The 25,664-nt window shown below is 55.1% G+C and carries 22 protein-coding genes; all 22 read right to left on the minus strand.

The window, feature by feature from the left end:
* Window positions 1–3: 3 nt before the first annotated feature.
* Window positions 4–1,284, minus strand: a complete 1,281-nt coding sequence (gene yfmF, locus NYE69_RS21575; protein ID WP_340927903.1) for an EF-P 5-aminopentanol modification-associated protein YfmF — start codon at window positions 1,282–1,284, stop codon at window positions 4–6.
* 124 nt (window positions 1,285–1,408) lie between these two features.
* Complete coding sequence (gene sleB, locus NYE69_RS21580; protein WP_340927904.1) at window positions 1,409–2,263, minus strand: spore cortex-lytic enzyme; 855 nt, start codon at window positions 2,261–2,263, stop codon at window positions 1,409–1,411.
* A gap of 151 nt (window positions 2,264–2,414) precedes the next feature.
* A complete protein-coding gene (locus NYE69_RS21585; protein WP_340927905.1) occupies window positions 2,415–5,132 on the minus strand; it encodes a DNA translocase FtsK in 2,718 nt (905 codons plus the stop codon).
* A gap of 83 nt (window positions 5,133–5,215) precedes the next feature.
* The gene (locus NYE69_RS21590; RefSeq protein ID WP_036622365.1) at window positions 5,216–5,440 is read right to left on the minus strand and encodes a YlzJ-like family protein; all 225 of its coding nucleotides are present in this window, start codon (window positions 5,438–5,440) and stop codon (window positions 5,216–5,218) included.
* Window positions 5,437–6,207, minus strand: coding sequence for a ClpP family protease (locus NYE69_RS21595; protein WP_340927906.1), 771 nt, complete (start codon window positions 6,205–6,207; stop codon window positions 5,437–5,439). Before NYE69_RS21595 ends, NYE69_RS21590 begins: the two co-directional genes overlap by 4 nt.
* Window positions 6,208–6,388: 181 nt before the next feature.
* Window positions 6,389–8,068, minus strand: a complete 1,680-nt coding sequence (locus tag NYE69_RS21600) for a ribonuclease J (RefSeq protein ID WP_270619039.1) — start codon at window positions 8,066–8,068, stop codon at window positions 6,389–6,391.
* Window positions 8,069–8,381: 313 nt separating this feature from the next.
* A complete protein-coding gene (gene dapA, locus NYE69_RS21605) occupies window positions 8,382–9,248 on the minus strand; it encodes a 4-hydroxy-tetrahydrodipicolinate synthase (RefSeq protein ID WP_340927907.1) in 867 nt (288 codons plus the stop codon).
* Window positions 9,249–9,282: 34 nt separating this feature from the next.
* The gene (gene dapG, locus NYE69_RS21610) at window positions 9,283–10,503 is read right to left on the minus strand and encodes an aspartate kinase (protein WP_340927908.1); all 1,221 of its coding nucleotides are present in this window, start codon (window positions 10,501–10,503) and stop codon (window positions 9,283–9,285) included.
* Window positions 10,504–11,039: 536 nt separating this feature from the next.
* Window positions 11,040–11,633, minus strand: coding sequence for a dipicolinate synthase subunit B (locus NYE69_RS21615; protein WP_036622358.1), 594 nt, complete (start codon window positions 11,631–11,633; stop codon window positions 11,040–11,042).
* Entirely contained in the window at window positions 11,630–12,529 is a 900-nt protein-coding gene (dpsA, locus tag NYE69_RS21620) for a dipicolinate synthase subunit DpsA (RefSeq protein WP_340927909.1), read from the minus strand. Before dpsA ends, NYE69_RS21615 begins: the two co-directional genes overlap by 4 nt.
* A 695-nt stretch (window positions 12,530–13,224) precedes the next feature.
* On the minus strand, window positions 13,225–13,674 hold the full coding sequence (gene dut, locus NYE69_RS21625) for a dUTP diphosphatase (RefSeq protein ID WP_124332736.1): 450 nt from the start codon (window positions 13,672–13,674) through the stop codon (window positions 13,225–13,227).
* Window positions 13,664–14,917 (minus strand): M16 family metallopeptidase, encoded by a 1,254-nt coding sequence (locus NYE69_RS21630; protein ID WP_340927910.1) that lies wholly within the window; start codon window positions 14,915–14,917, stop codon window positions 13,664–13,666. The genes dut and NYE69_RS21630 overlap by 11 nt, the downstream gene beginning before the upstream one ends.
* Before the next feature lie 62 nt (window positions 14,918–14,979).
* Window positions 14,980–15,993: a polysaccharide deacetylase family protein gene (locus NYE69_RS21635; protein WP_340927912.1), complete on the minus strand. Its 1,014-nt coding sequence runs from the start codon at window positions 15,991–15,993 to the stop codon at window positions 14,980–14,982.
* 168 nt (window positions 15,994–16,161) lie between these two features.
* A complete protein-coding gene (gene pnp / locus NYE69_RS21640) occupies window positions 16,162–18,267 on the minus strand; it encodes a polyribonucleotide nucleotidyltransferase (RefSeq protein WP_340927914.1) in 2,106 nt (701 codons plus the stop codon).
* A 242-nt stretch (window positions 18,268–18,509) separates the two neighbouring features.
* Entirely contained in the window at window positions 18,510–18,779 is a 270-nt protein-coding gene (gene rpsO / locus NYE69_RS21645; protein WP_036622344.1) for a 30S ribosomal protein S15, read from the minus strand.
* A gap of 165 nt (window positions 18,780–18,944) precedes the next feature.
* A complete protein-coding gene (locus NYE69_RS21650) occupies window positions 18,945–19,895 on the minus strand; it encodes a bifunctional riboflavin kinase/FAD synthetase (protein WP_328273496.1) in 951 nt (316 codons plus the stop codon).
* A gap of 50 nt (window positions 19,896–19,945) precedes the next feature.
* A complete protein-coding gene (gene truB / locus NYE69_RS21655) occupies window positions 19,946–20,863 on the minus strand; it encodes a tRNA pseudouridine(55) synthase TruB (RefSeq protein WP_340927915.1) in 918 nt (305 codons plus the stop codon).
* Window positions 20,860–21,834, minus strand: a complete 975-nt coding sequence (locus NYE69_RS21660) for a DHH family phosphoesterase (RefSeq protein WP_328273280.1) — start codon at window positions 21,832–21,834, stop codon at window positions 20,860–20,862. The genes truB and NYE69_RS21660 overlap by 4 nt, the downstream gene beginning before the upstream one ends.
* Before the next feature lie 205 nt (window positions 21,835–22,039).
* Window positions 22,040–22,393 carry a 30S ribosome-binding factor RbfA gene (rbfA, locus tag NYE69_RS21665; protein WP_036622336.1) on the minus strand — a complete coding sequence of 118 codons (354 nt, stop codon included), beginning with the start codon at window positions 22,391–22,393 and terminating at the stop codon, window positions 22,040–22,042.
* 13 nt (window positions 22,394–22,406) lie between these two features.
* Entirely contained in the window at window positions 22,407–25,031 is a 2,625-nt protein-coding gene (infB, locus tag NYE69_RS21670; RefSeq protein WP_340927916.1) for a translation initiation factor IF-2, read from the minus strand.
* The gene (locus NYE69_RS21675) at window positions 25,024–25,347 is read right to left on the minus strand and encodes a L7Ae/L30e/S12e/Gadd45 family ribosomal protein (protein ID WP_051985856.1); all 324 of its coding nucleotides are present in this window, start codon (window positions 25,345–25,347) and stop codon (window positions 25,024–25,026) included. The genes infB and NYE69_RS21675 overlap by 8 nt, the downstream gene beginning before the upstream one ends.
* Window positions 25,340–25,654: an RNase P modulator RnpM gene (gene rnpM, locus NYE69_RS21680; RefSeq protein WP_340927918.1), complete on the minus strand. Its 315-nt coding sequence runs from the start codon at window positions 25,652–25,654 to the stop codon at window positions 25,340–25,342. Before rnpM ends, NYE69_RS21675 begins: the two co-directional genes overlap by 8 nt.
* Between the last annotated feature and the right edge of the window lie 10 nt (window positions 25,655–25,664).

Here is a 25,664-nt window from a genome sequence, read left to right on the forward strand (position 1 = left end):
CGGCTAAACCTCCTTTTTACCTGTCAAAAAGTAAATCGTATCAAGCTGCACCGTTTCCGCCGCCTGCACAACGTCCCCGGGGGTTACCCGCTCTACCTGGCGGAGCAACTCTTCGGCCGGACGGTCCTTGCCGGACAGCACCCGGTTGAAATCGTAGGCGATCATTTCGAAGGCCGAGTCCTGCGTTTCCAGCAGGCTGTTGCGGATCATCGCTTTGGTCTGCGACATCTCCAGCTCGCTGATCTCCCCCGACCGCAAGCTGGCCAGCTGGGCCTGAATAATCTCCAGCGCTTTGTTGTAATTTTCGATTTCGATTCCCGATTGAATCGCCACGATCCCCTTGTGCCCATCGAACCGGGAAGCGGCGTAATAAGCCAGGCTGGCTTTTTCCCGCACGTTCATGAACAGCTTCGAATGCGGGTAGCTGCCCAAAATGCCGTTATACACCAAAGCGGCCGCGTAGCGGTCGTCCCCATACGTAATCGGCGTGCGCAAACCGAGATTCAATTTGCCCTGATTGACGTCGAGCGCCTCTTTGACGGTGCGCACTTCCGCGGTCTTCATTTCGACGTGCTCCGGCTTGTATTCCGGGGAAGCCGTCCGGTTTAAGCTGAATTGCCTTGCGACCAGCTCCTCCACTTCGGCAAGCGATGTGTCTCCCACCACGTACAGGTCCAAATTCGCCTGCTGCAGCCAGTTCTGATAAGCGGCAAAAAGCGACTGCGGCGTAATGCCGTCAAGATCGGCGCGTTCCCCAAGCGGGTGCAGCCGGTACGGATCGTCCTTGAACATCTCCTCCATGCAGCGCTCGGCCGCATAGCGGATTTTATCGTTGATGATCCCTTCCAGCTTTTTGCGCACGGATTCGCGTTCCGAAGCCACATAAGACGAACGGAAAACCCCGTTCTCCGTGGCCGGTTTCGTGACGACTTCGCCGAGAAAAGCAAACGTTTGACCAAGCAGCGAATCGTCGCTTTGCACGAAAGAATCGTTGATCGTATCCATCCGGAACTGGACAATCTGGTAATTGCCCCGTTTATAGACGTCAAAGCCGAAGCCGGCGCCATACAGATGCTCGAGCTGTTCCCGGAACAACGTCGTTTCGGGATAAGACGCGGTGCCCCGCCGCAGCACAAAAGGGGTCAGCGCCGTAGTCGTAACCGTTTGCTCGCCCAGCGGCAAACCCGCGTAGAGAGAAACGGCAAATGTTTTGAATCGGGTTGTAGGCAGCACGTGAATGCGGATTTGGCCCACGCTGCCGCGCTCAAATACCGTTTTGTTCAAAACCAAAACTCCTTTGCGAGTAGACTTTTTGAATAGCGCGTTCATTTCCTGCGTTCCATTCTATACCAATCCAAAGGAAAGAAGCAACCTGACACCAGCGGCTGCTCCTTCATCCAAATTATATTTACATGCAAAAAATATGTTCCCCGATCGTTTTCACCTGCGGGCGGGACCAGATCCATTTGGAGGTTGCCGTTCTCGGGTTGAAATAGTAGATGCAGCCGCCGGTCGGATCCCAGCCGTTCAACGCTTGCTGCACAGCTTTGCGGGCCGTCTCGTTGGGCTCCAGCCAGATTTGCCCGTCAGCCACTGCGGTAAAAGCGCCCGGTTGAAAAATGACGCCGGAAACGGTATTGGGGAAGCTCGGCGATTTGACCCGGTTCAAAATAACCGCGGCGACCGCCACCTGGCCTTCGAACGGCTCGCCCCGGGACTCCCCGTAAACGGCGTTGGCCATAATGCGCAGATCGTTTTCGCTTAAGCCCATGCTGTTGGAAGGGGCCAGATTATCCGAATTGTTTTTCGCGGCTTCGGTATTTTGCTGGTTTCCGGTGTTCGTCTGCTGGTTTCCGGTATTCGGCTGCTGATTTCCCCGGTCCGCGTTGACGTATTCCATGCCTGGCTTCCAATCTTTGGTGGCATTAAATAACTTAAGCTTGGTTTTTGGCCCGGCCAACCCGTCCGCCTTCATCCCGAACTCCGATTGGAACCATTTCAGCGCATCGCGGGTTTTCGGGCCGAAATAGCTGTCCAGCTTTCCGTGGTAAAAACCGAGAAAAGCAAGCCTGCCCTGCAATTCGTATACGTCTTTGCCGAAAGCCCCGTAATCGATGACTTGCTCGCTGAATACGGCCTTGGCTTTGTCCGGAGCCTCCTTTTTCTCGACGTCAAGCGAATGCCGGAGCACGTTGGCCCCGTAACCGATTCCCAACAAAAGCAGCACTAAACCGGCGGCAAACCATATCTTAGTTTTATTCATACGTTTAGCTCTACCTTTCTTTAGTGGATTAACAAGGATGGGTAACTTTAGTATGACAAGCGGACTCCCTTCCTATGCACCCTAAAGTTTCAAGGCCTGGCTCGCCGGATATGGCCGAAAAAAAGGGAAGAACATCCCTTGACCGCAAAGGTCATGAAGATATTCTTCCCATTTTGTACTGCTCTATGGACATAAGCACCTCGCGCGGTTTGCTGCCCTCGTACGGACCGACGATCCCCCGCGCTTCCATGGAATCGATCAGCCGTGCCGCCCGGGTATATCCGACGCGCATGCGGCGCTGGAGCAGCGATACCGAGGCCTGCTTGGCCTCCAGCACGATCTGCACGGCTTGATCGTACAGCTCGTCCAATTCTTCCTCCGGTTCCTGGACCTCATCGTCGACTTCCGGAACAAGGCTTTCGTCATATTCCGCCTGCCCCTGGGCGCGAACGTAATTCACGATCGTCTCCACTTCCTGGTCGCTCATAAACGCCCCCTGCACCCGGGTCGGCTTGGAAGCCCCCATCGGCATATACAGCATGTCACCGCGGCCAAGCAGCTTCTCCGCGCCGGCCATGTCGAGAATCGTCCGCGAGTCGACCTGGGACGAAACGCCAAAGGCGATCCGCGACGGAATGTTCGCTTTGATCACCCCGGTGATGACATCGACCGACGGCCGCTGCGTGGCGATGATCAGATGGATGCCGGCGGCCCGGGCCATTTGCGCCAGGCGGGCAATCGCATCCTCCACGTCGTTTGCGGCGACCATCATGAGGTCGGCAAGCTCGTCCACAATGACGACGATATACGGGAGGATCGCCTCAGGGTTGTCCTTCATCATCTGATTGTACCCTTCCACATTGCGAGCCCCCGATTTGGAGAACAGCTCGTACCGCTTCTCCATTTCGACAACGATCTTCTTCAGCGCCAGCGAGGCTCTTCGCGGATCGGTGACGACGGGCGTGAGCAAATGCGGAATCCCATTGTATACGTTCAGTTCGACCATTTTCGGGTCGACCATCATAAACTTAACTTCATCCGGTTTGGCTTTGAACAAAATGCTCGTGATGATCCCGTTAATGCAGACGGATTTGCCCGAACCCGTCGCCCCCGCGACGAGCAAATGGGGCATCTTCGCCAGATTGCCGACGATCGTCTGCCCGGAAATGTCGCGGCCGAAAGCGATCGACAGCTTGGATTCGGCCTCCATAAACGTCGGCGTCTCCATCACTTCGCGCATCGTCACCAGCGAAACCTCGTTGTTCGGCACCTCGATGCCGATCGCGGATTTGCCCGGAATCGGGGCTTCCATGCGGATGTCTTTGGCGGCCAAAGCCAGGGCGATATCATCCGTCAAATTGACGATCCGGCTAACCTTGACCCCGATGTCCGGCTGAATTTCGTAGCGGGTCACCGCCGGACCGCGAACGACTTCCAGCACCTTTGCCCTTACGCCAAAGCTCTCCAGTGTAGCCTCCAGCTTGCGGGCCGTCTGCATATAATCGGCCTGGTCGCCGGATTTGCCGGCCCCCGCCGGCTTGGCCAGCAGCCGGAAAGGCGGAAGCTTGTACGGTTTCGGGGCCGGTTTCGGCGGGGCCGCCGGAACTTCCGCCGCCGCTTCGGAGCCGTCATTCGGGACTCCCCCCGCGGCGCCGTCGGCGCCCTCCTCACCTGACGCTCCGCTTCCCGGCGGCATTTCCGGCTCTCCGTCCGCAGCGCCGCGCGGTTCATCCGCAACCCCGGATTCGCCCCGCTCCCCGTAGGCAGCGTCCGCATCATCAGCGGCCGTATATAATGGACTCTCGTTCTCGTCTTCGTCCTCCCGCTCGCCTAGCCCTTCCCGCTGAATATGATCGAAGAAATCGCGGATGATCGGCCCGGTATCCGCCGCGGTCTCGCCGCTGCCGTGCGGTACGCCCCCGGAGCCGCCATCCGCTCCGCGGCCGGTGTAATCCAGTTCGTTCCAGTTAATGCTTGCTGCCGGTGATTCATTGTAATCGCCGGCTTCGTCATCCGGGCCGAAAGGTTCCGGCACTTCCGCGGCCGGTTCTTTGGAACGTCCCTTATACCCGAGCAGTTGAAAGAACACCGGCTTTTTTCGCGGTTTTACGGAAGGTTCGGGCAGCTCCACCTCTTCCGTCTCGCCGGCATCATACGCCGCATCATATTCCGTAACGGCGGGAACCTTCGGCTCGGGCCGTCTCCCTTTGCCCCGCACCGGCACCGGGCGGAGCAGCCGCATTTTTCTGCCGAAGCTTTCGCTGAGCCCGCCCAATTTGGAGCGGAGCAAGCGAAACAGGTCGACGTACGACAGCCCTGTTACCAGCATGAAGCTGATCGCCAGCATCACGATCATAATCAGCTTGGCCCCGGCCATGCCGAACAAGGAATACAGCAGGACGAATTCCAGTGCGCCGATATAACCGCCGCTGATGTCCATGCCGAGGAGGCTGAATCCGGCGTCGCCCGCAGCCGTCTGAAACAATGCTCCCTGCAGATCGCGTTGGATTTGGCCAAAAATATTGCCCGCGGATAAAGAAACGGCCGGAACAAGCTTGTGCTGTACCGCCGAAATCGTGCTCATCAGCGATAAGGCCAGCACCGCGAGCAGCAGCCCGCTGCGCCGCGCATTCCACCGGGACGGCCATTTCCGGTTGATCATAACGGCCAGGCCTATGTAGATGCCGATCAAAGGGATCACAAAATAAAACTTGCCGAGGATCAGCGCGGACATTTTCGATAACGTTCTTCCCACCGCCGCTTCCCCGGACAAGGCAATAACCGATAGAGTGATCAGGATGATTCCGTAGATTTCATATTTGAGCATGCTGCCGAAGGCAGCCTTCTTTTTCTTCCGTTTGCGTGCCAAACGAAAACACCCCCTAGATGAATATTATACCATATTCACCAAAGGGGGGCCTAGCTTTACGAGCCTGCTAACTTTTGCAATGGTTATTTCAGCAGTGCGGGATAAAAGGTGATTTGCTTGCCCGGAGCGAAATCCGGATTTAAATAATCTTCGAGGTTGCAGCGGAGCAGCCTCACGATCGTCGCCCGGTTTCCCGGCTCGAGCCGGACCTGCATCAGGACGCCGCCCAGCTCGATCTCGCCGTAAGACTCCTCATGTTCCTCTTGTTCCCAGTAGATTCCATCAGGCAATATGGTATAATGGGTCACTGCGTGATCCCTCCCGCCGTTTTCTCATTTCGGCGCGAATCGATCAGCGAATTCAGCTTGCTCAAGCCTTCGCCGATCCCGCCGATCGCATCGATGAGACCGTATTTCACCGCATCGGTGCCGCCCACCGCGGTGCCGATGTCCCGGTTAAGCTCTCCGGTTTTGAACATGAGCTCCTTAAACTGCTGCTCCGAGATACGCGAATGGGTGGTGACAAACCGCACCACTCTTTCCTGCATTTTTTCGATATATTCGAAGGTCTGCGGGACGCCGATGACAAGGCCGGTCATGCGGATCGGATGGATCGTCATCGTGGCGCTTTCGGCGATCAGCGAATAATCGGAAGCCACGGCGATGGGGACGCCGATGCTGTGTCCTCCCCCGATAACGACGGTGACGGTCGGCTTCGACAACGAGGCGATCATTTCGGCGATCGCCAGCCCCGCCTCTACGTCGCCGCCCACCGTATTTAAAATGATGAGCAGGCCTTCAATCCGCGGGTTTTGCTCGGCAGCTACCAGCTGCGGGATCAAATGCTCGTATTTCGTCGTTTTATTTTGCGGCGGCAGCACCAAATGGCCTTCGATTTGCCCGATGATCGTCAGGCAATACACATTCGACTCGCCCGGAGTAGGCACGGCCGTTTGTCCCAGTTGCTGAATGACGTCGGGCACGGTAGGTTCTTTTTTTTCGGAATCCGGTTGTTGGTTCGGAGGCAGTTCCGCATTTTCGCGGAGATCGGGCGTTTTGCTGGAATCCTTGTTCATCGCTATAGCCATCCTTTCGGTTTTAAGCATACAACTAGTATGCCGACAACCTTCGCTGGTCTATGCAAAAAGCCTTAAAGTGGGTGTCCGGTTTGCAAAAAATAAAAAAAGCCCCTTCCTCCGTCAGGAACCGTCCAATTATTGCCTGCGGGAAAAGGGGCGACTGTGTGCTATTCGTCTTTTATACTTCCATAATGATCGGCAGGATCATCGGTCTGCGGCGCGTTTGCTCATACAGGAAACGGCCGAGCGCATCTTTGACGTTCGTCTTGAGCGACGCCCACTCGTTGACGTTTTCGTTCATCAATTTCTCCAAGGTGCTTGAGACGATCCGGTTCGCTTCCTCCAGCAAACCTTCCGACTCGCGGACATACACGAACCCGCGGGAAATAATGTCCGGACCGGAAACGATCGTGCCGTCCTGCTTGCTAAGCGTGACGACGACAACCAGGATCCCGTCTTGAGACAGCAGTTTGCGGTCGCGCAGTACGATGTTGCCGACGTCGCCGACGCCGAGGCCGTCAATCAGCACGTTGCCTGCCGGCACTTTGCCGGCTTTGCGGGCAATGCCGTTCTGAATCTCGATCGTTTCCCCGATGTCGATCAGGAAAATATTGTCGGGTTCCACGCCCACCGATTCGCCAAGCAGCGCATGCTTGCGCAGCATCCGGTATTCGCCGTGGATCGGAATGAAATATTTCGGCCGCATCAGGTTCAGCATCAGCTTCAGCTCTTCCTGGCTGCCGTGCCCGGACACGTGAACGCCCGAATTGGAGCCGCTGTAAATGACTTCCGCTCCGAGGCGGAACAGCTCGTCAATCGTCCGTCCCACGTACTTCTCGTTGCCCGGAACCGGCGTCGCCGCGATAATGACGGTGTCTCCCGGCAAAATATCGACCTTGCGGTGCGTCGAACGGGCCATCCGCGTCAGCGCCGACATCGGCTCGCCTTGGCTGCCGGTGCACAAAATCACTACGCGATCCGCAGCCATTTTGTTGACTTCTTCCGGCTCGATCAAAATACCGTCCGGCACGTTCAAGTAACCCAATTCATCGGCGATCGTCACCACGTTCACCATGCTGCGGCCGATGATCGTGACCTTGCGTCCGGTTTCGTAGGCCGCATCGATCACTTGCTGAATCCGGTGCACGTTGGAAGCAAACGTTGCCACCACGACGCGCTGCTGCGCTTTATGGAAAATATCGCTAAGCACGAGTCCTACATTTCTTTCCGATGGCGTAAAGCCGGGTTTTTCCGCGTTGGTGCTGTCGGACAAAAGAGCCAGAACGCCTTTTTTACCGATTTCGCCCATCCGATGCAAATCCGCATATTGATCATTGACTGGGGTATGATCAAATTTGAAGTCCCCGGTATGAACGACATTTCCTTCCGGCGTTTCAATGCACACGCCCACCGAATCCGGAATACTGTGATTGGTTCTGAAGAACGTCGCCTTCAGCGTCGAGCCCAGCTCGATTTCCGAATCGGCATTGATCAGCACCCGTTTCGTTTCGCCGAGCAATCCCGCTTCCTTCAGCTTGTTCTCCACAAGGCCGAGCGTCAATTTCGTCCCGTAAACCGGAACGTTCAAGTTCTTGAGTACATAAGGCAATCCGCCGATATGATCCTCATGGCCGTGCGTAAGCAGGATACCTCTTACTTTGTCGCGGTTCTCCGTCAAGTAAGTGATATCGGGAATGACGATGTCGATGCCGAGCATATCCTCTTCCGGAAACTTAAGCCCGGAATCGATGACAACGATATCATTGGCATATTGAACGACATACATGTTTTTTCCGATTTCTGCGACGCCGCCCAATGCAAAGATCGTCAATTTTTCATTATTCATTTTTTTGGACAAGTGAATCTAACCCTCCTATAAGTTTGGACGTCGTATTTTTCATATGGAAATGGCTCCGATCACTGCAGACCACATATGTTTCGCAGGAATAAACGACCGCCTCGCCGGACGGTCCAGCCGTTTCTCAATATTGCTATTTTTTAAAAAAATCACCGCACCCAGTCACTTGAGATCATTATACATGATTAAATTGGCAAAAAACAAGTCAGGCGTTTTACGCGCTTTTAACGTTACCTTGCGCCGCAGCAAAAAAACCGATGCCTCATAACGAGGTATCGGTTTTTGGAAATCGAGCGCATATTTGGCTGAACGCTTACTTCAACAGTTCGCGTATCCGCGCCGCTTCCTCCGCATTCGGCGGAATAAGCGGCAGCCGTACCGTTCCGACCCGGCAGCCGATTTCATTCAGCGCGTATTTCACCGCAACCGGATTCGGGCATTCGAACAAGCCTTTAAACAGCGGCAGCAGCTGGCGATGCAGCTTGCCCGCTTCGCCGACCCGGCCGCTCAGGAACAAATCGATCATTTCCTTCATCGTGCTGCCGGCCAGATGGCTGGCCACGCTGACGACCCCGTGGGCGCCAACGGCCATCGCCGGAAGCGCTGCCGCGTCTTCTCCCGAATACACGCGAAATCCGTCCGGAGCGCCGCTCACAATTCCGGCCACCTGGTCCAGGGACGCGCATTCCTTGGTCGCCACGACATTCGGAATTTGCGCCAGCCGGAGAGTCGTTTCCACGCTGATGCCGACGATGGTCCGGGACGGCACATTATACAGCATAACCGGCAAGGAGGTCGAAGCCGCGATCGCTTCGAAATGCCGGTAAAGCCCTTCCTGATTCGGTTTGTTGTAGTAGGGAACGACCAGCAAAACACCGTCCGCGCCGCACCGCTCGGCCTCCTGCGTCAAACGGATGGAATGGGCCGTGTCGTTGCTCCCCGTGCCGGCGATGATTTTGCAGCGGCCCGCGGCGTGCTTCACCGCAAATTCGAATAAATTCCGCTTCTCTTCATCGCTTAAAGTAGGGGACTCCCCCGTCGTTCCGCAAACGACCAAGGCATCGGATTTTTGCTCCTCGATCAAATAATCCATTAAGCGAGCGGTTCCGTTTAAATCAACATTCCCTTGTTCGTCAAAAGGCGTTACCATAGCTGTGATCAATCTTCCAAACTCTGCCACACTTTATCCTCCTCCCATTTTCCGCGCGTCCGATTTACCTGCCGAGTTCGAATTTGTCGTGCAAAGCGCGAAGCGCTTGAACCATGTCGTCCTTATGGACCAGCACCCAGATCGTTGTATTCGAATCTGCGGATTGCAGAATTTGAATATTTTGCTCCGTCAAAGCCTCGACGATTTTCGCCATAATGCCCGGAACCCCGTTGATGCCCCCGCCGATGACCGATACTTTGGCGCAGCCGGACAGAATCTCCGGCGACAGCTCCAAGTCGTTCAGAATCGCTTCGGCTTTCGCCGCATCTTTGTCGAATACCGTATAAACGACGCCCGTCGGGGTCACATTAATAAAATCAACGCTGATTGCGTTTCCCGCCATCGCTTTAAAGACCTGAAGCTGAAGGTTGTCGGCCCCTTTGCCGGCGGCTTCGACGCGAATTTGCGTCACGTTCGCCACATAAGCAATCCCAGTCACGTAGCGGTCCACAATGCCCAGCTGAACGTCTTTAAAGCCTTCGGGATTGGCCACCAGCGTCCCTTCTCCTTCCGAAAAGGTGGAGCGTACGCGCACCGGTATCCCCGATTGCATGGCGATCTCCACCGCCCGGGGATGAATCACCTTGGCTCCCTGATGGGCCATGTTGCAAATCTCCGCATAACTTACATATTCCAGAGGCTTTGCGTCCTCCACGATTCGGGGATCGGCGGTTAAAATCCCATTCACGTCGGTATAAATGTCCACCATTTCGGCATGCAGGGCCGCACCCAGCGCCGTTGCCGAAGTATCGCTGCCGCCGCGCCCCAATGTAGTGAAATCACCGGTTTGATTTTGGCCCTGGAACCCGGTCACAATGACCACTTTGTCCTGCTCGAGCTCTTCAAGCACCCTTGTCGGCACGATGTCCAAAATTCTGGCATTTCCAAAGTGGCTGTCCGTTCGAAACCCGGCTTGGGCGCCGGTTAAAACGACCGAAGAAATACCGCGTTCCGCGAGCAGGCTGCACAGCTTCGCCGCGGAAATAATTTCGCCGCAAGCCATCAGCAAGTCCTGTTCGCGCGATGGTAAAAGGCCGCTTCCTGCGGAAGCCAATTCCAATAAAGTATCCGTGGCGTATGGATCGCCCTTCCGGCCCATGGCCGAAACCACCACGACGAGCCGGAAACCATTTTCCAGTTCCCGGCGAATGTGTGAGACGACATGATCTCTCGCTTCCGCGGTCGATAGAGATGTGCCGCCAAATTTTTGCACCAAAATGCGCATGGGTATTCCTCCAGTTAAGTAAATGCGGAGTGTAGCTTAACTCCTATCCATCGCCCGGGCACCCCGAGCGGACGAAAAGCCGGAAGCTAAACCTTCACTGCAGTCCTCTCCGCGAATTGCAAAGCGTTCCATGACGCGCCTTGAGCAAATGATCCAAAACGATTTCCGACGACAGCGACGTTCCGTTCTCTCTTGCTCATGCAGCAAGTCTCCCATTCTCTTAAAGTACGTGTTCAAAAAGTCGGCTTTTCAGCACCGAAGCTTATGCTTCCGATGAGCGTTTTTTCAAAACGCTTTAGGTTGAATGAAGCTAGGGACGAAAGGAGCGGAGCGTACGTTTTGGGTACGTGAGCACCTGAGATGTTTCCGTAGGAAACATGCTTCGGAAGAATATGCTTAGCCCGGCTGAATTCAAGATTCGACGTCGAGAACCACTTCCTGACCTGCTTCGTGATCAAAAGATGACTTTTTGAACAACCTCTTAAATCGAACGATTATATTCTAAAATACGAGTATGTTTCCGCCAGCAGGCGGACTCATCCATGAAAACGCTCGATAATCAGCGGCTGCAGCTGCTTGCCTTCCAGCGCCGCATAGCAGGTTTCCGGCACCAGTTCCATCCTGGCCACCAGCGAATTCGGTTTCCCCGTCGGATTGTCCTGACCAAACGGAACGAAATATACGTTTTTGGCTACGATCAGCTTGGCGATATTCGCCAGATTGAAGCCTAAGCCGTCATTGGTCGACACGGCAATCACGAGCGGGCGCCCGTTCCGCAGCTGGGCTTTGGCGGCCATAAGCACCGGACTGTCCGTGACGGCATTCGCCAGCTTGCTTGTCGTGTTGCCTGTGCAAGGAGCAATGACAAGCACATCGAGCAATTTGCTGGGTCCCAGCGGCTCCGCTTCGACAATTGATGAAATAATATCATTCCCCGTAATATCTTTCAACTGTTTCCGCCAATCCTCCGATTTGCCGAAACGGGTATCCGTCGTCAGCACCGACTGGGAAATGATCGGGATGACCTTAGCACCTCCATCGACAAAACGCTCAATCTGAGGCATCACCTCAGCGAACGTACAATGCGAGCCCGTAATGGCGTATCCTACCGTTTTGCCCTGCCAATTCACTCTTCATCCCCCCGTATTTGAAACTCATCCAAAATCGACTGACAGATCGTATTGGCCATGATGATTCCAGCCGTTTTGGGAGCGACGATACCGGGGAGGCCGGGGGCAAGGATCGCCTTGATGCCGCGCTTCTCGGCAAAACGGAAATCCGTCCCGCCGGGAGCGGACGCAAGGTCGATAATAACCGCCCTGCGCGGCAGTTTTGAGATGATTTGCGCTGTGATTATCATAGTCGGTATCGTATTAAAAATCAAGTCAACATCGCCGACATTAGCGGCCAAATCCCTTGTGGCAAAAGGCTTCCAGCCCATTTGCACCGCCCTGGCCATATCGTCTTCCCGGCGCACTCCCACCTTCACGGTCGCTCCCAAACCCTGCAGTGTTTTTGCCAGCGTAAATCCCGTACGGCCAATCCCAAGCACGATGCAGGTCGATCCGTGAATCGTAATGTCCGTATTCTGGATCGCCATCATCACGGCCCCTTCCGCCGTCGGTATCGAGTTGTAGATCGCTACGTCGTCGCGCTCCAGCAGTTCAATAATCCGGAACCCGCCCCTGTCTCCCATTTGCCTCAAAAAACTTTTGGCGATTCCCGTATATACCAACGTATCTTTTCGTACAGCTTCAAACCCTTCCGGCTTGATGACAAGCTCTTCCGCAGAGAACGGCGCCGGTACGATACCGTGATCATCGCAACCGATTACCGGAAGGATGATGACATCAGCCCCGGCCAGCAAGCCGGGGGTCAGCGCTTCATTCGAGACTCCGGGAAGCGGCATATCCAACCGGTCGAAGCCGACGATGCGCACCGTGGCATCCAGCTCCAAACATTTGTCGATGACCTCCACCTGGCGGGCGTCTCCACCAAGGAATACAATCGTGATTCCCGTCAGCATTCTTAGACGGCACTCCTTCCAAGCAACACAGTATAGACCATCTTATGCCGCAGCCTAAAAAGTGGTGAAAGAGGGCGCTGCCGCCGGAAACTGACCAGCGGAAAAAAATCATTGCTTAAATGCAGCGGCCGCCTGTAAAACTAATCCATTGCCGTTGCCGCCGAAAGCCTCGCGGGTATGCACGACACTCATACAGCCGTCAGAGCTGAAGCGCGGGGATCTTTTGCTGGAACTTGGAGGTCGGACACCCGACCAGTTGCTGGAAGAGTTATCCAAGATTATCCCCGCCGAAAATGATGAGTGGATTAAAATGAAAAGAGCCTCTATACTAACAAGCGGAGCTGTCTTGGATTACTATCATCTTCTGAAAAACGGAAAAGTTCATGTGAGGGTTAAGCAGGATAATCGGGTTATACCTAATAGGAAATAAATTCTTTCAACGTGAAAGACCGCCCGATCAAATATGTCGGGCGGTCTTGGTCTTCCAGCGGGATGGTGCTTGTATTGAAGGCCTCCGGAGCATCAAAGCAGAGTCTGTCGATAAACATTATGGACCGTTTATAGGAATATAAGTACATAAAATGCCGCCAATAGAGGCAATGCCAGGGCTTCGGATAATAAGCACATAAAGGGCCGTTATTTTAAAAGTGACCGCTTACGACTCACGCCGGTTGTTCCGATAGCCGATTGCCGCATTATTTCGTTCCGGTATGGCCAAAACCGCCGGCTCCACGTTCGGTTTCGGAAAGCTCGTCCACTTCGGTTAGAGCCACTTCCGGCACGGTTTGAAAGACCATTTGCGCGATGCGCTCATTGCGTTTAATCGCAAAGGGCTCCTGGCCGAGGTTGATGAGCAACACCTTGATCTCACCGCGATAATCGGCATCGATCGTGCCCGGCGTGTTGAGACAGGTGATGCCATGCTTCAAAGCGAGGCCGCTGCGCGGGCGGATCTGGGCCTCCAGACCGCCCGGCATCGCGATGGCGATCCCGGTGGGGACGAGCGCTCTCGCCCCGGGCTGCAAGACCAGATCCTCCGTAACCGCGGCGTAAAGATCAAAGCCGGAGGCCAGCTCCGACATTTTGCGCGGCAGCTCAATATCTTCATTTCCAGCAAAACGTTTGATTTGTACTTCAAATGACAAGTTCATCTCTCCTTAATCCCATAATGGCGCGATCGGACCCGCCAACCATCGCCAAGGCGAACGGCCGGCTGAACATGCGCCTCAGCACATCGTTCACATCGTCCATCGTCACCGCCTCGATCCGGGCGATCATTTCATCCAGCGTATAATGCCGTCCGAGCATCAGCTCGTTTTTCCCCAGCCGGTTCATGCGGCTGCCCGTGCTTTCCAGACTCAAAATCAGGCTGCCCTTGAGTTGCTCCTTGCCTTTGCTGAGCTCGCTTTCGGTAATCCCGTTTACGGACACATCGTGCAAAAGCTCCTTCGTCAGCTCCAGGACCTCTTTCGTTTGCCGCGGCGCCGTACCGGCATATACCGTAAACAAACCGCTATCGGCATGTGAGCTGTGGTAGGAGTAGACGGAATAGGCCAGACCGCGTTTTTCGCGGATCTCCTGAAACAGCCGCGAGCTCATACCACCGCCAAGCGCATTGTTCAGCAAGGTCATGGCATACTGCTTCTCGTCACCGATCGGCAGCCCCGGGAAGGACAAGCAGATGTGATTTTGTTCCGTCTTTTTACGGTGAAATTTAAGGTCGCCGAGAAAATCCGGCGCAGCCAGCGAACCCCGGTCTCCCCGAATCGCGAAATCGCCGAAATATTTTTCCAGCAGCTCGACCACTTGGTCATCGATATTGCCAGCTACGCTGATCACCGTATTTTCGATCGTATAATGCTCGCGCATGTACGCGCGCAAATGGTCCGATTCCATAGCCCGGAGCTTTTCCTCCGTTCCCAGTATCGGGAGAGCCAGCGGATGGTCTCCGTAAGCGGCCTGCGACACCAGATCGTGCACCATGTCGTCCGGCGTATCTTCGTACATGGAAATTTCCTCGATGATGACATTTTTCTCTTTCCGCAGCTCCTCGGGGTCAAACAGTGACCGGAAAAACATATCCGACAGAACATCCACCGCAATCGGTAAGTGCTCGTCGAGCACCTTCGCATAGTAACATGTGTATTCCTTGGACGTAAATGCGTTGACGTTGCCTCCGATGGCGTCGAATTGCTCGGCGATATCCTTGGCGCTGAAGCGCTCCGTCCCCTTAAACAGCATATGTTCGATAAAATGCGAAACCCCGCCGACTTCGGGTTGTTCATTGCGCGAGCCTGTCTTGACCCAAATGCCAAACGAGACCGAGCGGCAGGTCGGAATCTGTTCCATAACCACCCGAAGGCCGTTTTTTAATTGCGTTTTCTTCACGAAAGGCCCTCCTAAAATTTCAATAAACGCAGTTCCTATCCTACCAAAAAAAGGCGTTCCGCTCAACTCTCCGGTACTTCGACCCGATCAGGCGACAGCGTCTGCTCCACCGTGCCGAGAACGAGCCCTTTGCTGCGGATGACCCGGATCACGTCCTTCAGCGCGTCCCGGGTTGGCGCCGTCGGATGCATCAGGATCAATGAGCCCGGTTCTACATTGTTTGCGATCTTGTTTACAATACTTGAAGCCGGAGGTTTTCTCCAATCCACCGTGTCCACCGTCCAAAGCACCGTTTTGAGTCCCTGCTCCGCGGCCAGCTTGACGGTTTGACTGTTATAATCTCCCGAAGGCGGGGCGAACCAGCGGTTGTCCACGCCCAGCTTCTCCTTCAGCAAACCCTTCGTTTTGGAGATTTCCAGACGGGCCCGGTATGCCTCCAGCTGGCTCATGTTCGGATGGGAATAGGCGTGATTTTCCAATAGATGCCCCCGTTTTTGAATTTCCGCGGCCAGCTCCGTATTTTTCTTGAGCCAGCTTCCGTCCAGAAAAAAAGTCGCTTTCACCTTCGCTTCGTCAAGCGTGTCCAGCATCGGGAGGAGGTACTCTTCTCCCCAGGCCACATTGATCATCAGCGCCGCCATCGGTTTGTTCGGATTCCCCCGATAAATGGGCTGCGCCCCCAAATCATCAAGGCTCACCTGCGGCTTAATTTCCCGGTATATGTATTCGATCTCCGCTCCGGCCGGCAGCAGCTTCGCCTTCTGATAAGTGCGCTCGATGTCCACTTCCCGCCCGTTATATCCCGGAATCGCCTTCCAGACGCGATCGACGGTGGCGTTGACCGGCTCGATCCGCCTTTTGGCGGCTTCCTCGCGTATTTTTAGCAGCAGATCGTCTTGTTTGTTTCCGTCTTGACCCAACTCATTGCTTTCATAAAAATCGCTAAACAGACGGAAGGCAAAACTTCCGTCTTGCCCGCCGCCGTTCTCGACAAATGTGCGAATTCCCGCCAATTGCCCGAGAATCACGACAAATGCGATACAGACCGCAATGATCACAAATTTGTTCCGCCCCATGCCAGGTTCATCCCTTCAACCGGTTTTTGTCCCCATCATATGTAGACAAGACCCGAATTATGCACCTTTTAAAGGCCCATCGGGGCATGCGCATTAAAAAAGAGCCAGAATTGATTCATTCTGTCTCTTTTCCCGCACATCTTTAGTTCATATGCAGCCGTTCATCGTTTATGAAGGAGCTTTTTCCGTTTGGGCAGTCAAAACCGCTTTGCGGGAAAGATTGATCCGTCCTTGGCTGTCGATTTCGGTCACCTTGACGGTTACCGTATCGCCGATGGCGACGACGTCTTCCACTTTGCCTACACGCTCCGTCGAAAGCTGGGAGATATGCACCAGCCCGTCTTTGCCTGGCAAAATTTCCACAAAAGCGCCGAATTTTTCAATCCGTTTTACGGTGCCGACATAAATTTCGCCGACGACGACTTCCTTCACGATCCCTTCGATGATCGAACGCGCTTTGTTGTTCATCTCTTCGTTGGCCGAAGCGATAAAGACGCGGCCATCCTGCTCGATATCGATTTTCACGCCGGTTTCCTCGATGATCTTGTTGATGATTTTGCCGCCGGCCCCGATAACGTCGCGGATTTTGTCCGGATTGATGTTCATGATCAGGATCTTAGGCGCATACGGAGACAAGTGCTCCTTCGGTTTTTGGATGCGCTCCATCATCTTCCCCAATATGAACATCCGGCCTTCTCTCGCCTGCTTCAAAGCGTCCGTCAAAATCTGCCGGTCGATGCCGTCGATCTTGATGTCCATTTGAATGGCGGTTACGCCCTCCGCGGTTCCGGCCACTTTAAAGTCCATATCTCCGAGATGATCCTCCATCCCTTGGATGTCCGTCAAAATGGAGACATGCTCTCCGTCTTTGATCAGGCCCATCGCCACCCCGGCTACCGGCGCCTTGATCGGCACGCCCGCGTCCATCATCGCCAAAGTGCTGGCGCAAATGCTGGCTTGCGACGTCGAACCGTTCGATTCCAATACTTCCGACACGAGGCGGATCGTGTAAGGGAATTCCGATTCCGGCGGAATGACCTTGGAAAGCGCCCGTTCGCCAAGCGCGCCGTGACCGATTTCGCGGCGGCCCGGTGCCCGCAGCGGACGGGCTTCGCCTACGCTGAACGGAGGGAAGTTGTAATGATGCATGAACCGTTTCGACTCTTCCAGGTCGATGCCGTCGAGAATTTGCACATCGCCCAGCGCGCCGAGCGTACAAACGCTTAGAGCTTGCGTCTGGCCGCGCGTAAACAAACCGGAGCCGTGGGTACGCGGCAACAGGCTGATATCGCATTCGATCGGCCGGATTTCGCTGAGCTTACGGCCGTCCGGACGAATTTTCTCATGCGTGATCAAGCGGCGGACTTCTTCTTTAACGATATCGTGCAGCACTTCCTTGACGTCGGCAATGAGCTCCGGAGACTCTATGTATTTCTCTTCGAAATAGGCAACCGTCTCCTCGTTGATGGCGTCAATCGCATCCTGCCGCGCATGCTTCTCGGCGATCTTTACGGCTTCCACGAGCCGATCCTTGGCATAGGCGCGAACTTCCTGGTTCACGTTTTCGTCGACCGCGTGCAGCTTCACCTGCATTTTCTCTTTGCCGGCAACTTGGACAAGCTCTTCGATCACGGCAACGATTTTTTTGATTTCCTCATGGCCGAACATGATGGCTTCCAGCATAACTTCTTCCGGAACTTCGTTCGCTTCCGCCTCAACCATCATAATCGCGTCTTTCGTCCCCGCCACCACGACGTAAATATCGCTGGCTTCCTGCTGGGCTATATTCGGGTTGATCACAAATTCGCCGTTCACCCGTCCCACCGCCACGCCGCCGATCGGCCCGTTAAACGGAACATCCGAAATGCTCAGCGCGGCCGACGTTCCGATCATCGCGGCGATTTCAGGCTCGCAGTCCTGATCCACGCTCATGACCAGATTGACGATTTGCACATCATTGCGGAACCCTTCCGGGAACAGCGGACGAATCGGACGGTCCGTCAACCGGCTGGCCAAAATGGCCTTTTCGCTGGGACGGCCCTCGCGTTTAATGAAGCCGCCGGGAATTTTACCGACCGCGTACAGCTTTTCTTCATAATTGACCGTAAGCGGAAAAAAGTCCAGGTCCTTCGGTTCCGAGGAGGCCGTTACCGTGCACAGCACAGCCGTATCCCCATAACGCACCATGACCGCCGCGTTGGCTTGCTTGGCCAATCGGCCCGTTTCGAGGATAAGAGGTCTTCCCCCCAAATCCATTTTCACATGATTCTCCATGTAATCCCTCCTTATCACATTAAAAGTTCGGTACAAAGTTCATTATTTCCTGCTTTATCTTAAATCATTAAGGAGCGATGAACTTGTCCCTTCACAACAAAAGCTCCTGACGGAGCCTTTCGTTTACGCTATTCAAAACACCGCCGAAATACCCGTTCATTTGTAAAAAGCAACCCGGCGGCACATCGTTCGCTTGAAAGCGTCCGACGGCAACCAGGCTGCTTTTTCGTAAAGATGTCAAATTAACGACGCAATCCGAGTTTTTCGATCAATGCGGAGTAACGCTTCACGTCTTTGTTCTTCAAGTAAGCCAGCAGCTTACGGCGTTGACCGACCATTTTCAAAAGACCGCGACGGGAATGATGGTCTTTCTTGTGCGTACGCAAATGTTCCGTCAAGTTCGTAATGTTCTCCGTAAGGATAGCAATTTGCACCTCTGGGGATCCGGTATCGGACTCATGAGTTTTGTGCTCTTCGATCAATTGTTGCTTACGTTCTTGAGTCAATGCCATCCTGTTCACCTCCTTTTCCTCAATCGCCGTTAGCCTCGTCGCCGGCGGTGAAACCGCACAACCAAGCCAAGGTTATAGTTGATGCCCGGAAAGAAAACCCATGGGCATAACAACGTAGATCAGTATACCATACAACCCGGATAAAAGTAAATGCCGCTTTCCCGTTTACGCTTTTTCCGCTTTCAGCAAGCTTTTGGCGGTTTCGGCATCCTTAGTTATTTGCGCAATCAGCTCATCGATCGAGCCGAATTTGCGTTCCTCGCGGAGGAAATGAACCAGTTCGACGGACAGGCTTTCATCATATATTTCTCCGGAAAAGTCAAACAGATGAACCTCGAACGAGGGGACGGTCGCATCGTTGTGAAAGGTCGGCTTGACCCCAACGTTCATCACGCCTTCGTAGGAGTGGCCGCCGTGATACGCACGCACGGCGTAAACGCCGCTCGCAGGAATCACGTAATGCTCGGTGAGCTTCAGGTTGGCTGTCGGAAAGCCGAGCAATCTCCCCCGCTTTTCCCCGTGCATGACCGCGCCCTTCAGCGAATAGCTTCGTCCGAGCCAGCGGTTGGCCAAGCGGATGCCGCCTTCCTGAAGCGCTTTGCGGATGCCCGAACTGCTCACCTTCTCGCCGTCGATCAGGAACGGCGGAACCGTGCTTACGTCCAGAACGTTATCGCTCAGCTCGCGCAGCATTCCGGCGTGCCCTTCTCCCCGGTAGCCGTAGCGGAAGTCAAACCCGACCACGGCGGTGTGCACCTGCAGGGGAACCAAAATGCCGGTGACGAAATTTTGCGGGCTCACCCGCGAGAAAGCGTCGTTAAATTCCACGATATATACAAAATCCACGCCCATGCTGCGAAGGAGGCGTTCCTTCTCCCGGGGCGGGGTCAAATATCCGTCGTAATCGCCTTTTTTCATGACTTCCTTCGGGTGAGGGTGAAAAGTCATGACGGATGCGGGCAGACCAAGCTCGGCCGCCAGCTTGACGGCCGTCTCAATCACGCTGGCGTGCCCCAGATGGAGGCCGTCAAACTGACCGATGGCCAGCACCTGCGGCCTTGCGCACGTTGCAATAAATTGTTCGGTTAAAGGGTATGATAAGCTTATCGTTTCCATCTAAAGTCTCACCTGCAATTCCCTCGGATTGGCACAATCGTTCATATGATTCAGTCGGGAAGGAACACCTTGACCGCCTTCACGGCAGGCATTTCTTCATCCGCCTGGAATATCCCCAAAAACCGCTGCTGCGGATCATAAAGCCGGATCAGTTCCCCCCGGTTTGCCCGCGGATGTACCGCGGCGGCGGGCAGGCGCTGACCTTGCAAGGCCGCCTTAACTTTGTCCCCGGCGATCGTATGTGCCGGCAGATGCCGGACTCCCTGGTCGACCGGCAGCAAATAGGAAGCCAGGTCCCCTTGCCCAGCGTGCCGGGCGATTTCTTCCAGCGTTAAACAGCTTTCTTCCGCGATGCCGGCCGACACCGTCCGCTTCAGCTGCGCCATCGCCGCCGGCACGCCAAGCGCCCGGCCGATATCGACGCAAAGCGTGCGGATGTAAGTTCCTTTCGAGCAGAGCGCCCGGAACTTGATCTTCGGATGCGGTCCCTCCGGTTGAAAGGACAGCAGCTCCAGCTCATAAATCGTCACCTCGCGGGCTTGGCGTTCGACCATTTTTCCTTCTCTCGCCAGCTCGTAGAGCCGCTTTCCATCGTGCTTCAAGGCGGAATACATCGGCGGAACCTGGGAAATCGTGCCGACGAATCGCTGAAGCACCTGCCTTACGGCCTCTTCCGTCACCGAAACTTGATCCAGCCGCTCCACGACCGTACCCGACATGTCTTCAGTGTCCGTGGCCACCCCCAGAATCAGCGTGGCCTCATATTCCTTGGGCAGCTCCTGCAAATATTCGACCATCCGGGTAGCCCGTCCCAAGCAAAGCGGAAGCACTCCGGTGACAGCCGGATCGAGCGTGCCCGTATGGCCGATCCGCTTCATCTTGAGGATGCCGCGGCATTTGGCCACAACGTCGTGGGAGGTAAAACCGGCGGGTTTCAAAACCGGCAGGATGCCTTCATACGTGGTCATAGCTGCAGCCTCACCTGCTCCACCACGCGGGGCACGATCGCCTCCAGCGATCCTTCAACACGCGCTCCCGCGGCCCGGACGTGCCCGCCCCCGCCAAAGCTTTGCGCCACTTTGGCCACGTCCACTTTGCCGGCAGAACGCATGCTCACTTTTACAGCTTGCTCATCGATCACCTTAAACAGGAGGCCGACCTCCACCCCTTGAATATTGCGGGGATAGTTGACGATGCCTTCCATATCCTCATGAACCGCCCCGGCGGATTTCAAGTCTTCGTCCGTCACGACCACCCAGCTGATTTTACCGTCTTCGGTCAGCTGCAGCCCGTTTAAGGCTCTCGTCAGCAGGCGCAGCTGCGGCAAAGTCATTTGCTCCAGCAGCAGTTCGGACAAGCCCGGTCCGTCAACACCGTACTCCAGCAGCTTGGAGGCCGTTGCCATCACTTTGGGCGACGTGTTCGAATAGCGGAACCCGCCCGTGTCCGTCAGCAGTCCGGTGTATAGCGCCGTAGCGATCGCCTCGTTCAACTCCAGACCCATAAATTGGATAAGGTCGAATAAAATCTCCGCCGTGGCTGCGGCATAGGGGACAATCAAATTGACCGTGCCGTATCCGTCATTGGTCGGATGGTGATCGATGTTCAGCAGTTTGGCGCCTTCCGCAAACAGCTCTTTGGTCGTCCCGACCCGTTTGAAATCCGCGCAATCGACGCAGATCACGTTGTCGAATTTCCGGTTCAGGGGCTCTGCCGACAGGTCACGAATTTGATCCGCCTGCCATAAATAACCCATCCGCTTTGGAATCGGCCCTTCGTTGACCATTACGTATTTTTTACCCAGACATGACAGAAGCCAGCCCACCGCAAGGGTGGAACTGACTGCGTCTCCGTCCGGCTGAACATGCGCCACCACGAGGAAATCATCATGCTCCGTCAAAAAAGCCTGGCTCTGACGCAGCTCCCGTTCATATTGCATTGCCGGTCTCCTTTTCAAGGTTGTTCAAAAAGTCATCTTTTGATCACGAAGCAAGTCATGAAGCGAATTCGGCGTCGAATCTTGAATTCAGCCGGGCCTTCCGTTGCTCACGTACCCAAAACGTACGTTCCGCTCCTGACGTCCCTAGCTTCATCCAACCTTCCCGGTGCTGAAAACCTGACTTTTTGAACTCTCACCTATAAAATCATTTGTCGTGCTCGTGCGTAATTTCGCCCAGAAGCTGCTCGATCCGGCTACCGTAAGCGATCGATTCGTCGATTTTAAAGATCAGCTCCGGCGTATGGCGCAGCCGGATCCGCTTGCCGAGCTCGGTGCGCAAAAATCCGTTTGCCTTCTCCAGCCCCTTCAGCGATTCGCTTTTCTTCTCATCATCCCCGAAAACGCTCAAGTAGACTTTGGCCTGCGACAAATCGCTCGTCACATCCACCCCGGTCACGGTGACAAAACCGATGCGCGGATCTTTCAGTTCCTTCTGGATAAGAACGCTGAGTTCTTTTTTAATCTGTTCGCCTACGCGGCCGGTCCGATTTTTGGCCATTTATGACACCACCTTACTTCCGTTCAACGGTTTCCATGATGAAGGCCTCAATCACGTCGCCTTCTTTAATATCATTGTAGTTATCGAGGGTGATCCCGCATTCGTACCCTTGCGCAACTTCTTTGGCATCATCCTTGAACCGCTTCAAAGAATCGATTTTGCCTTCGTAGATCACGATGCCGTCGCGGATCAGGCGCGTTTCCGCCGAACGGGTAATTTTGCCGGAGGTGACCATGCAGCCCGCGATCGTGCCGACCTTGCTGATCTTGAACGTATTGCGGACTTCGGCATGCCCGATGACGGACTCCTTGTATACCGGATCCAGCATCCCTTTCATCGCTTGTTCGATTTCCTCGATCGCATTGTAAATGACGCGGTGCAGACGAATGTCGACCTTTTCCTGCTCGGCAGTCGCTTTCGTCTGGTTGTCCGGACGTACGTTAAAGCCGATGATGATCGCGTTGGAAGCTGCGGCCAAAATAACGTCGGACTCGGTAATCGCCCCGGCGCCGCTGTGGATGATTTTCACGCGCACGCCTTCGATGTCGATTTTCTCGAGCGCGCCCTTCAGCGCCTCCACCGAACCTTGAACGTCCGCTTTGATGATCACGTTCAGCTCTTTGATTTCGCCTTCTTTAATATGGCGGAACAAATCGTCGAGCGTCACGCGCGTATTCGCGCCCAGATCGGACTGGCGCTGCGTAATCGCACGTTTGTCGGCGATGGAGCGGGCTTTGCGTTCGTCCTCAAACACCATAAACGGATCGCCCGCCTGCGGCACTTCGGTAAGGCCGGTAATTTCCACCGGCGTCGAAGGCCCCGCTTCCTTGAGGCGGCGTCCCCGGTCGTTCACCATTGCGCGGACGCGGCCGAAGCAGTTGCCGGCCACAAAGGCGTCGCCGACTTTCAGCGTGCCGTGCTGCACCAGTACGCGGGCCACCGGTCCGCGGTTTCTGTCCAGCTCGGCTTCGATAACCGCGCCGCGGGCGCGTTTATCCGGGTTGGCTTTGTACTCGTTGACTTCCGCCACGAGCAGGATCATTTCCAGCAGGTCTTCCAGACCCATTTTTTGTTTGGCCGACACGTTGACGAAAATCGTATCGCCGCCCCATTCTTCCGGTACAAGCTCATATTCTGTCAGTTCCTGCTTGACTTTATCCGGGTTGGCTTCCGGTTTGTCGATTTTGTTGACTGCCACAATGATCGGCAGCCCCGCCGCTTTGGCGTGGTTGATCGCTTCAACCGTCTGCGGCATCACGCCGTCGTCAGCCGCAACGACGATGATCGTAATGTCGGTCAGCTGCGCTCCGCGCGCCCGCATCGCCGTAAACGCCTCGTGACCCGGCGTGTCGAGGAACGTGATCTTCTTGCCGTTGATCTCGACCTGATAAGCGCCGATATGCTGCGTAATGCCGCCGGCTTCGCCGCCGGTCACGTTCGTCGAACGGATCGCGTCCAGCAGCGTCGTTTTCCCGTGGTCGACGTGCCCCATAATCGTCACGACCGGCGGACGCTCTTTCAAATCCGCCTCATCGTCAACCTCTTCGATCGTTTCAAAACGGTCTTCCTCGACCGGAATTTTCACTTCGACTTCAACGCCGAAATCGCCGGCCAAAAGCTGGATCGTCTCGATGTCGAGCTCCTGGTTGATCGTGGCCATGACGCCGAGCAGCATCAGCTTTTTGATCACCTCGGAAGCGTCTTTATGCAGCAGTTTCGCGGTTTCGCCAACGGTCATCGTGCCGCGGACAATGATTTTCTTCGGCGTATTGTCGATTTTTTCGCGCGGCGGCTGCTGATATCCGCCACGGCCCCCCCGGCCGCCTTTGCCGCCGCGGTTGTTGTTTTTAAAGTTGCCGCCACGGTTGTCGTCAAAACCTTTTTGATTTTTGCCGCCATGATTGCCTTTTCTGCCTTGACCTTGGCCTTTGCCTCCGCCATTGTTATTATTGCTGCCGGCCGAAACAAAATTGCGGTTTGGCGCTTGCCCGCCGTGGTTTGCTCCGCCGTTTCCTTGGCCGTTTCCTTGGCCGTTTCCTTGGCGGTTGCCGCCGCCGTCACGGCGCTGCGAATCGCCCCCGGTTTGGCCTTGCCCCCGGTTTCCTTGAGGGTTGCGGCCTCCGGCATTGCCGGCGTTTTGCGCAGAAGCGCGTGGGCCTTGCTGATGGCCTCCGTTTGGACGTTGGTTTCTTTCCTGTACAGCGGTAGTTCCGCCTTTTGCGTTTTGGTTTTGATTAGGTTTATTATTCATACTTACCTGCTTTTCATGTTGATTTTTTTTGGCTTGACCGCCGGGATTTCCGTGAACCTTCGCCTCCCGGCCTTGTTCTCCGCGATTTCCCGCCCCTTCCGGGGCCGGATTTTTCGCAGCTTGGCTTCCTCCTGCGGAAGCCGGCGCCGGCGATTTGGACGGGGTTTCGGCGCGGCCCGAATTTTCCCGCTTGGCGGCAGCGTTCGTCTTAATATCCTTGAAAAATTGCTCTACGCGCGTTACGGCATCATTCTCCATCACGCTCATATGGTTATTCACCGGGATATTAAGTCGCTTAAGAATCGTAATGATTTCTTTGCTGCTCATGTTGAGCGATTTTGCATATTCATATACCCTGAGCTTATCTTGTTTTTCTTGTTTACTCAATATACTCCACCTCCGACGTTTTCGCGATCGCTTTACGAACCATATCGGCAAACCCCTGATCGGTAAGGGCCAGAACGACCCGTTCCGGCTTTCCTACGCTCGATCCGAGCATATCCCTGTCAAATCCGACCATCAAAGGAACTTTGTACGTACCGCATTTATCGCGGTACTTCTTTTGCGTATTGGCCGACGCATCGCCGGCTACAATCACCAGTTTGGCTTCCGCGGAGCGGATCGCCTTCAGCACGACTTCATCCCCCGTCACCAGCTTGCCCGCCCGCATGGCAAGGCCAAGCCCGGACAACGCTTTATTCATCGCCATCCCCTTCACGCCCCTGGCCGGCGCGGAACTCCTCTTCCACTTTCAAAAAATCGCGGGCAAGCTGCTCGTAAACCTCCGGACTGACCGGCGCTTTCAGCGCGCGGTCGAGCGCTTTGGTTTTGTGGGCAAGCTTGAAGCAAGCTTCCTTACCGCACAAATATGCTCCGCGCCCCGATTTTTTGCCGGTGAGGTCGATCGACACCTCGCCTTCCGGCGAACGGACAATGCGGATCAGCGATTTCTTGGACATCATTTGCTGGCAGGCCACGCATTTACGCAGCGGTACCTTTCTCTGTTTCATCCTTCAACCG

Source organism: Paenibacillus sp. FSL R5-0527 (assembly GCF_038008055.1).
Lineage (GTDB): Bacteria > Bacillota > Bacilli > Paenibacillales > Paenibacillaceae > Fontibacillus > Fontibacillus macerans.

Coding starts and splice junctions, on each gene's coding strand:
- NYE69_RS21595 (WP_340927906.1), bottom strand. CDS start 6,207: ATGAACAAGGATTCCAGCAAAACGCCCGATCTCCGCGAAAATGCGGAA.
- truB (WP_340927915.1), bottom strand. CDS start 20,863: ATGACCACGTATGAAGGCATCCTGCCGGTTTTGAAACCCGCCGGTTTT.
- dpsA (WP_340927909.1), bottom strand. CDS start 12,529: ATGCTGACGGGAATCACGATTGTATTCCTTGGTGGAGACGCCCGCCAG.
- rpsO (WP_036622344.1), bottom strand. CDS start 18,779: ATGGCATTGACTCAAGAACGTAAGCAACAATTGATCGAAGAGCACAAA.
- pnp (WP_340927914.1), bottom strand. CDS start 18,267: ATGGAGAATCATGTGAAAATGGATTTGGGGGGAAGACCTCTTATCCTC.
- rbfA (WP_036622336.1), bottom strand. CDS start 22,393: ATGGCCAAAAATCGGACCGGCCGCGTAGGCGAACAGATTAAAAAAGAA.
- dapG (WP_340927908.1), bottom strand. CDS start 10,503: ATGCGCATTTTGGTGCAAAAATTTGGCGGCACATCTCTATCGACCGCG.
- NYE69_RS21675 (WP_051985856.1), bottom strand. CDS start 25,347: ATGAATAAAGCGTTGTCCGGGCTTGGCCTTGCCATGCGGGCGGGCAAG.
- rnpM (WP_340927918.1), bottom strand. CDS start 25,654: ATGAAACAGAGAAAGGTACCGCTGCGTAAATGCGTGGCCTGCCAGCAA.
- NYE69_RS21660 (WP_328273280.1), bottom strand. CDS start 21,834: ATGCAATATGAACGGGAGCTGCGTCAGAGCCAGGCTTTTTTGACGGAG.
- NYE69_RS21635 (WP_340927912.1), bottom strand. CDS start 15,993: ATGGGGCGGAACAAATTTGTGATCATTGCGGTCTGTATCGCATTTGTC.
- sleB (WP_340927904.1), bottom strand. CDS start 2,263: ATGAATAAAACTAAGATATGGTTTGCCGCCGGTTTAGTGCTGCTTTTG.
- NYE69_RS21650 (WP_328273496.1), bottom strand. CDS start 19,895: ATGGAAACGATAAGCTTATCATACCCTTTAACCGAACAATTTATTGCA.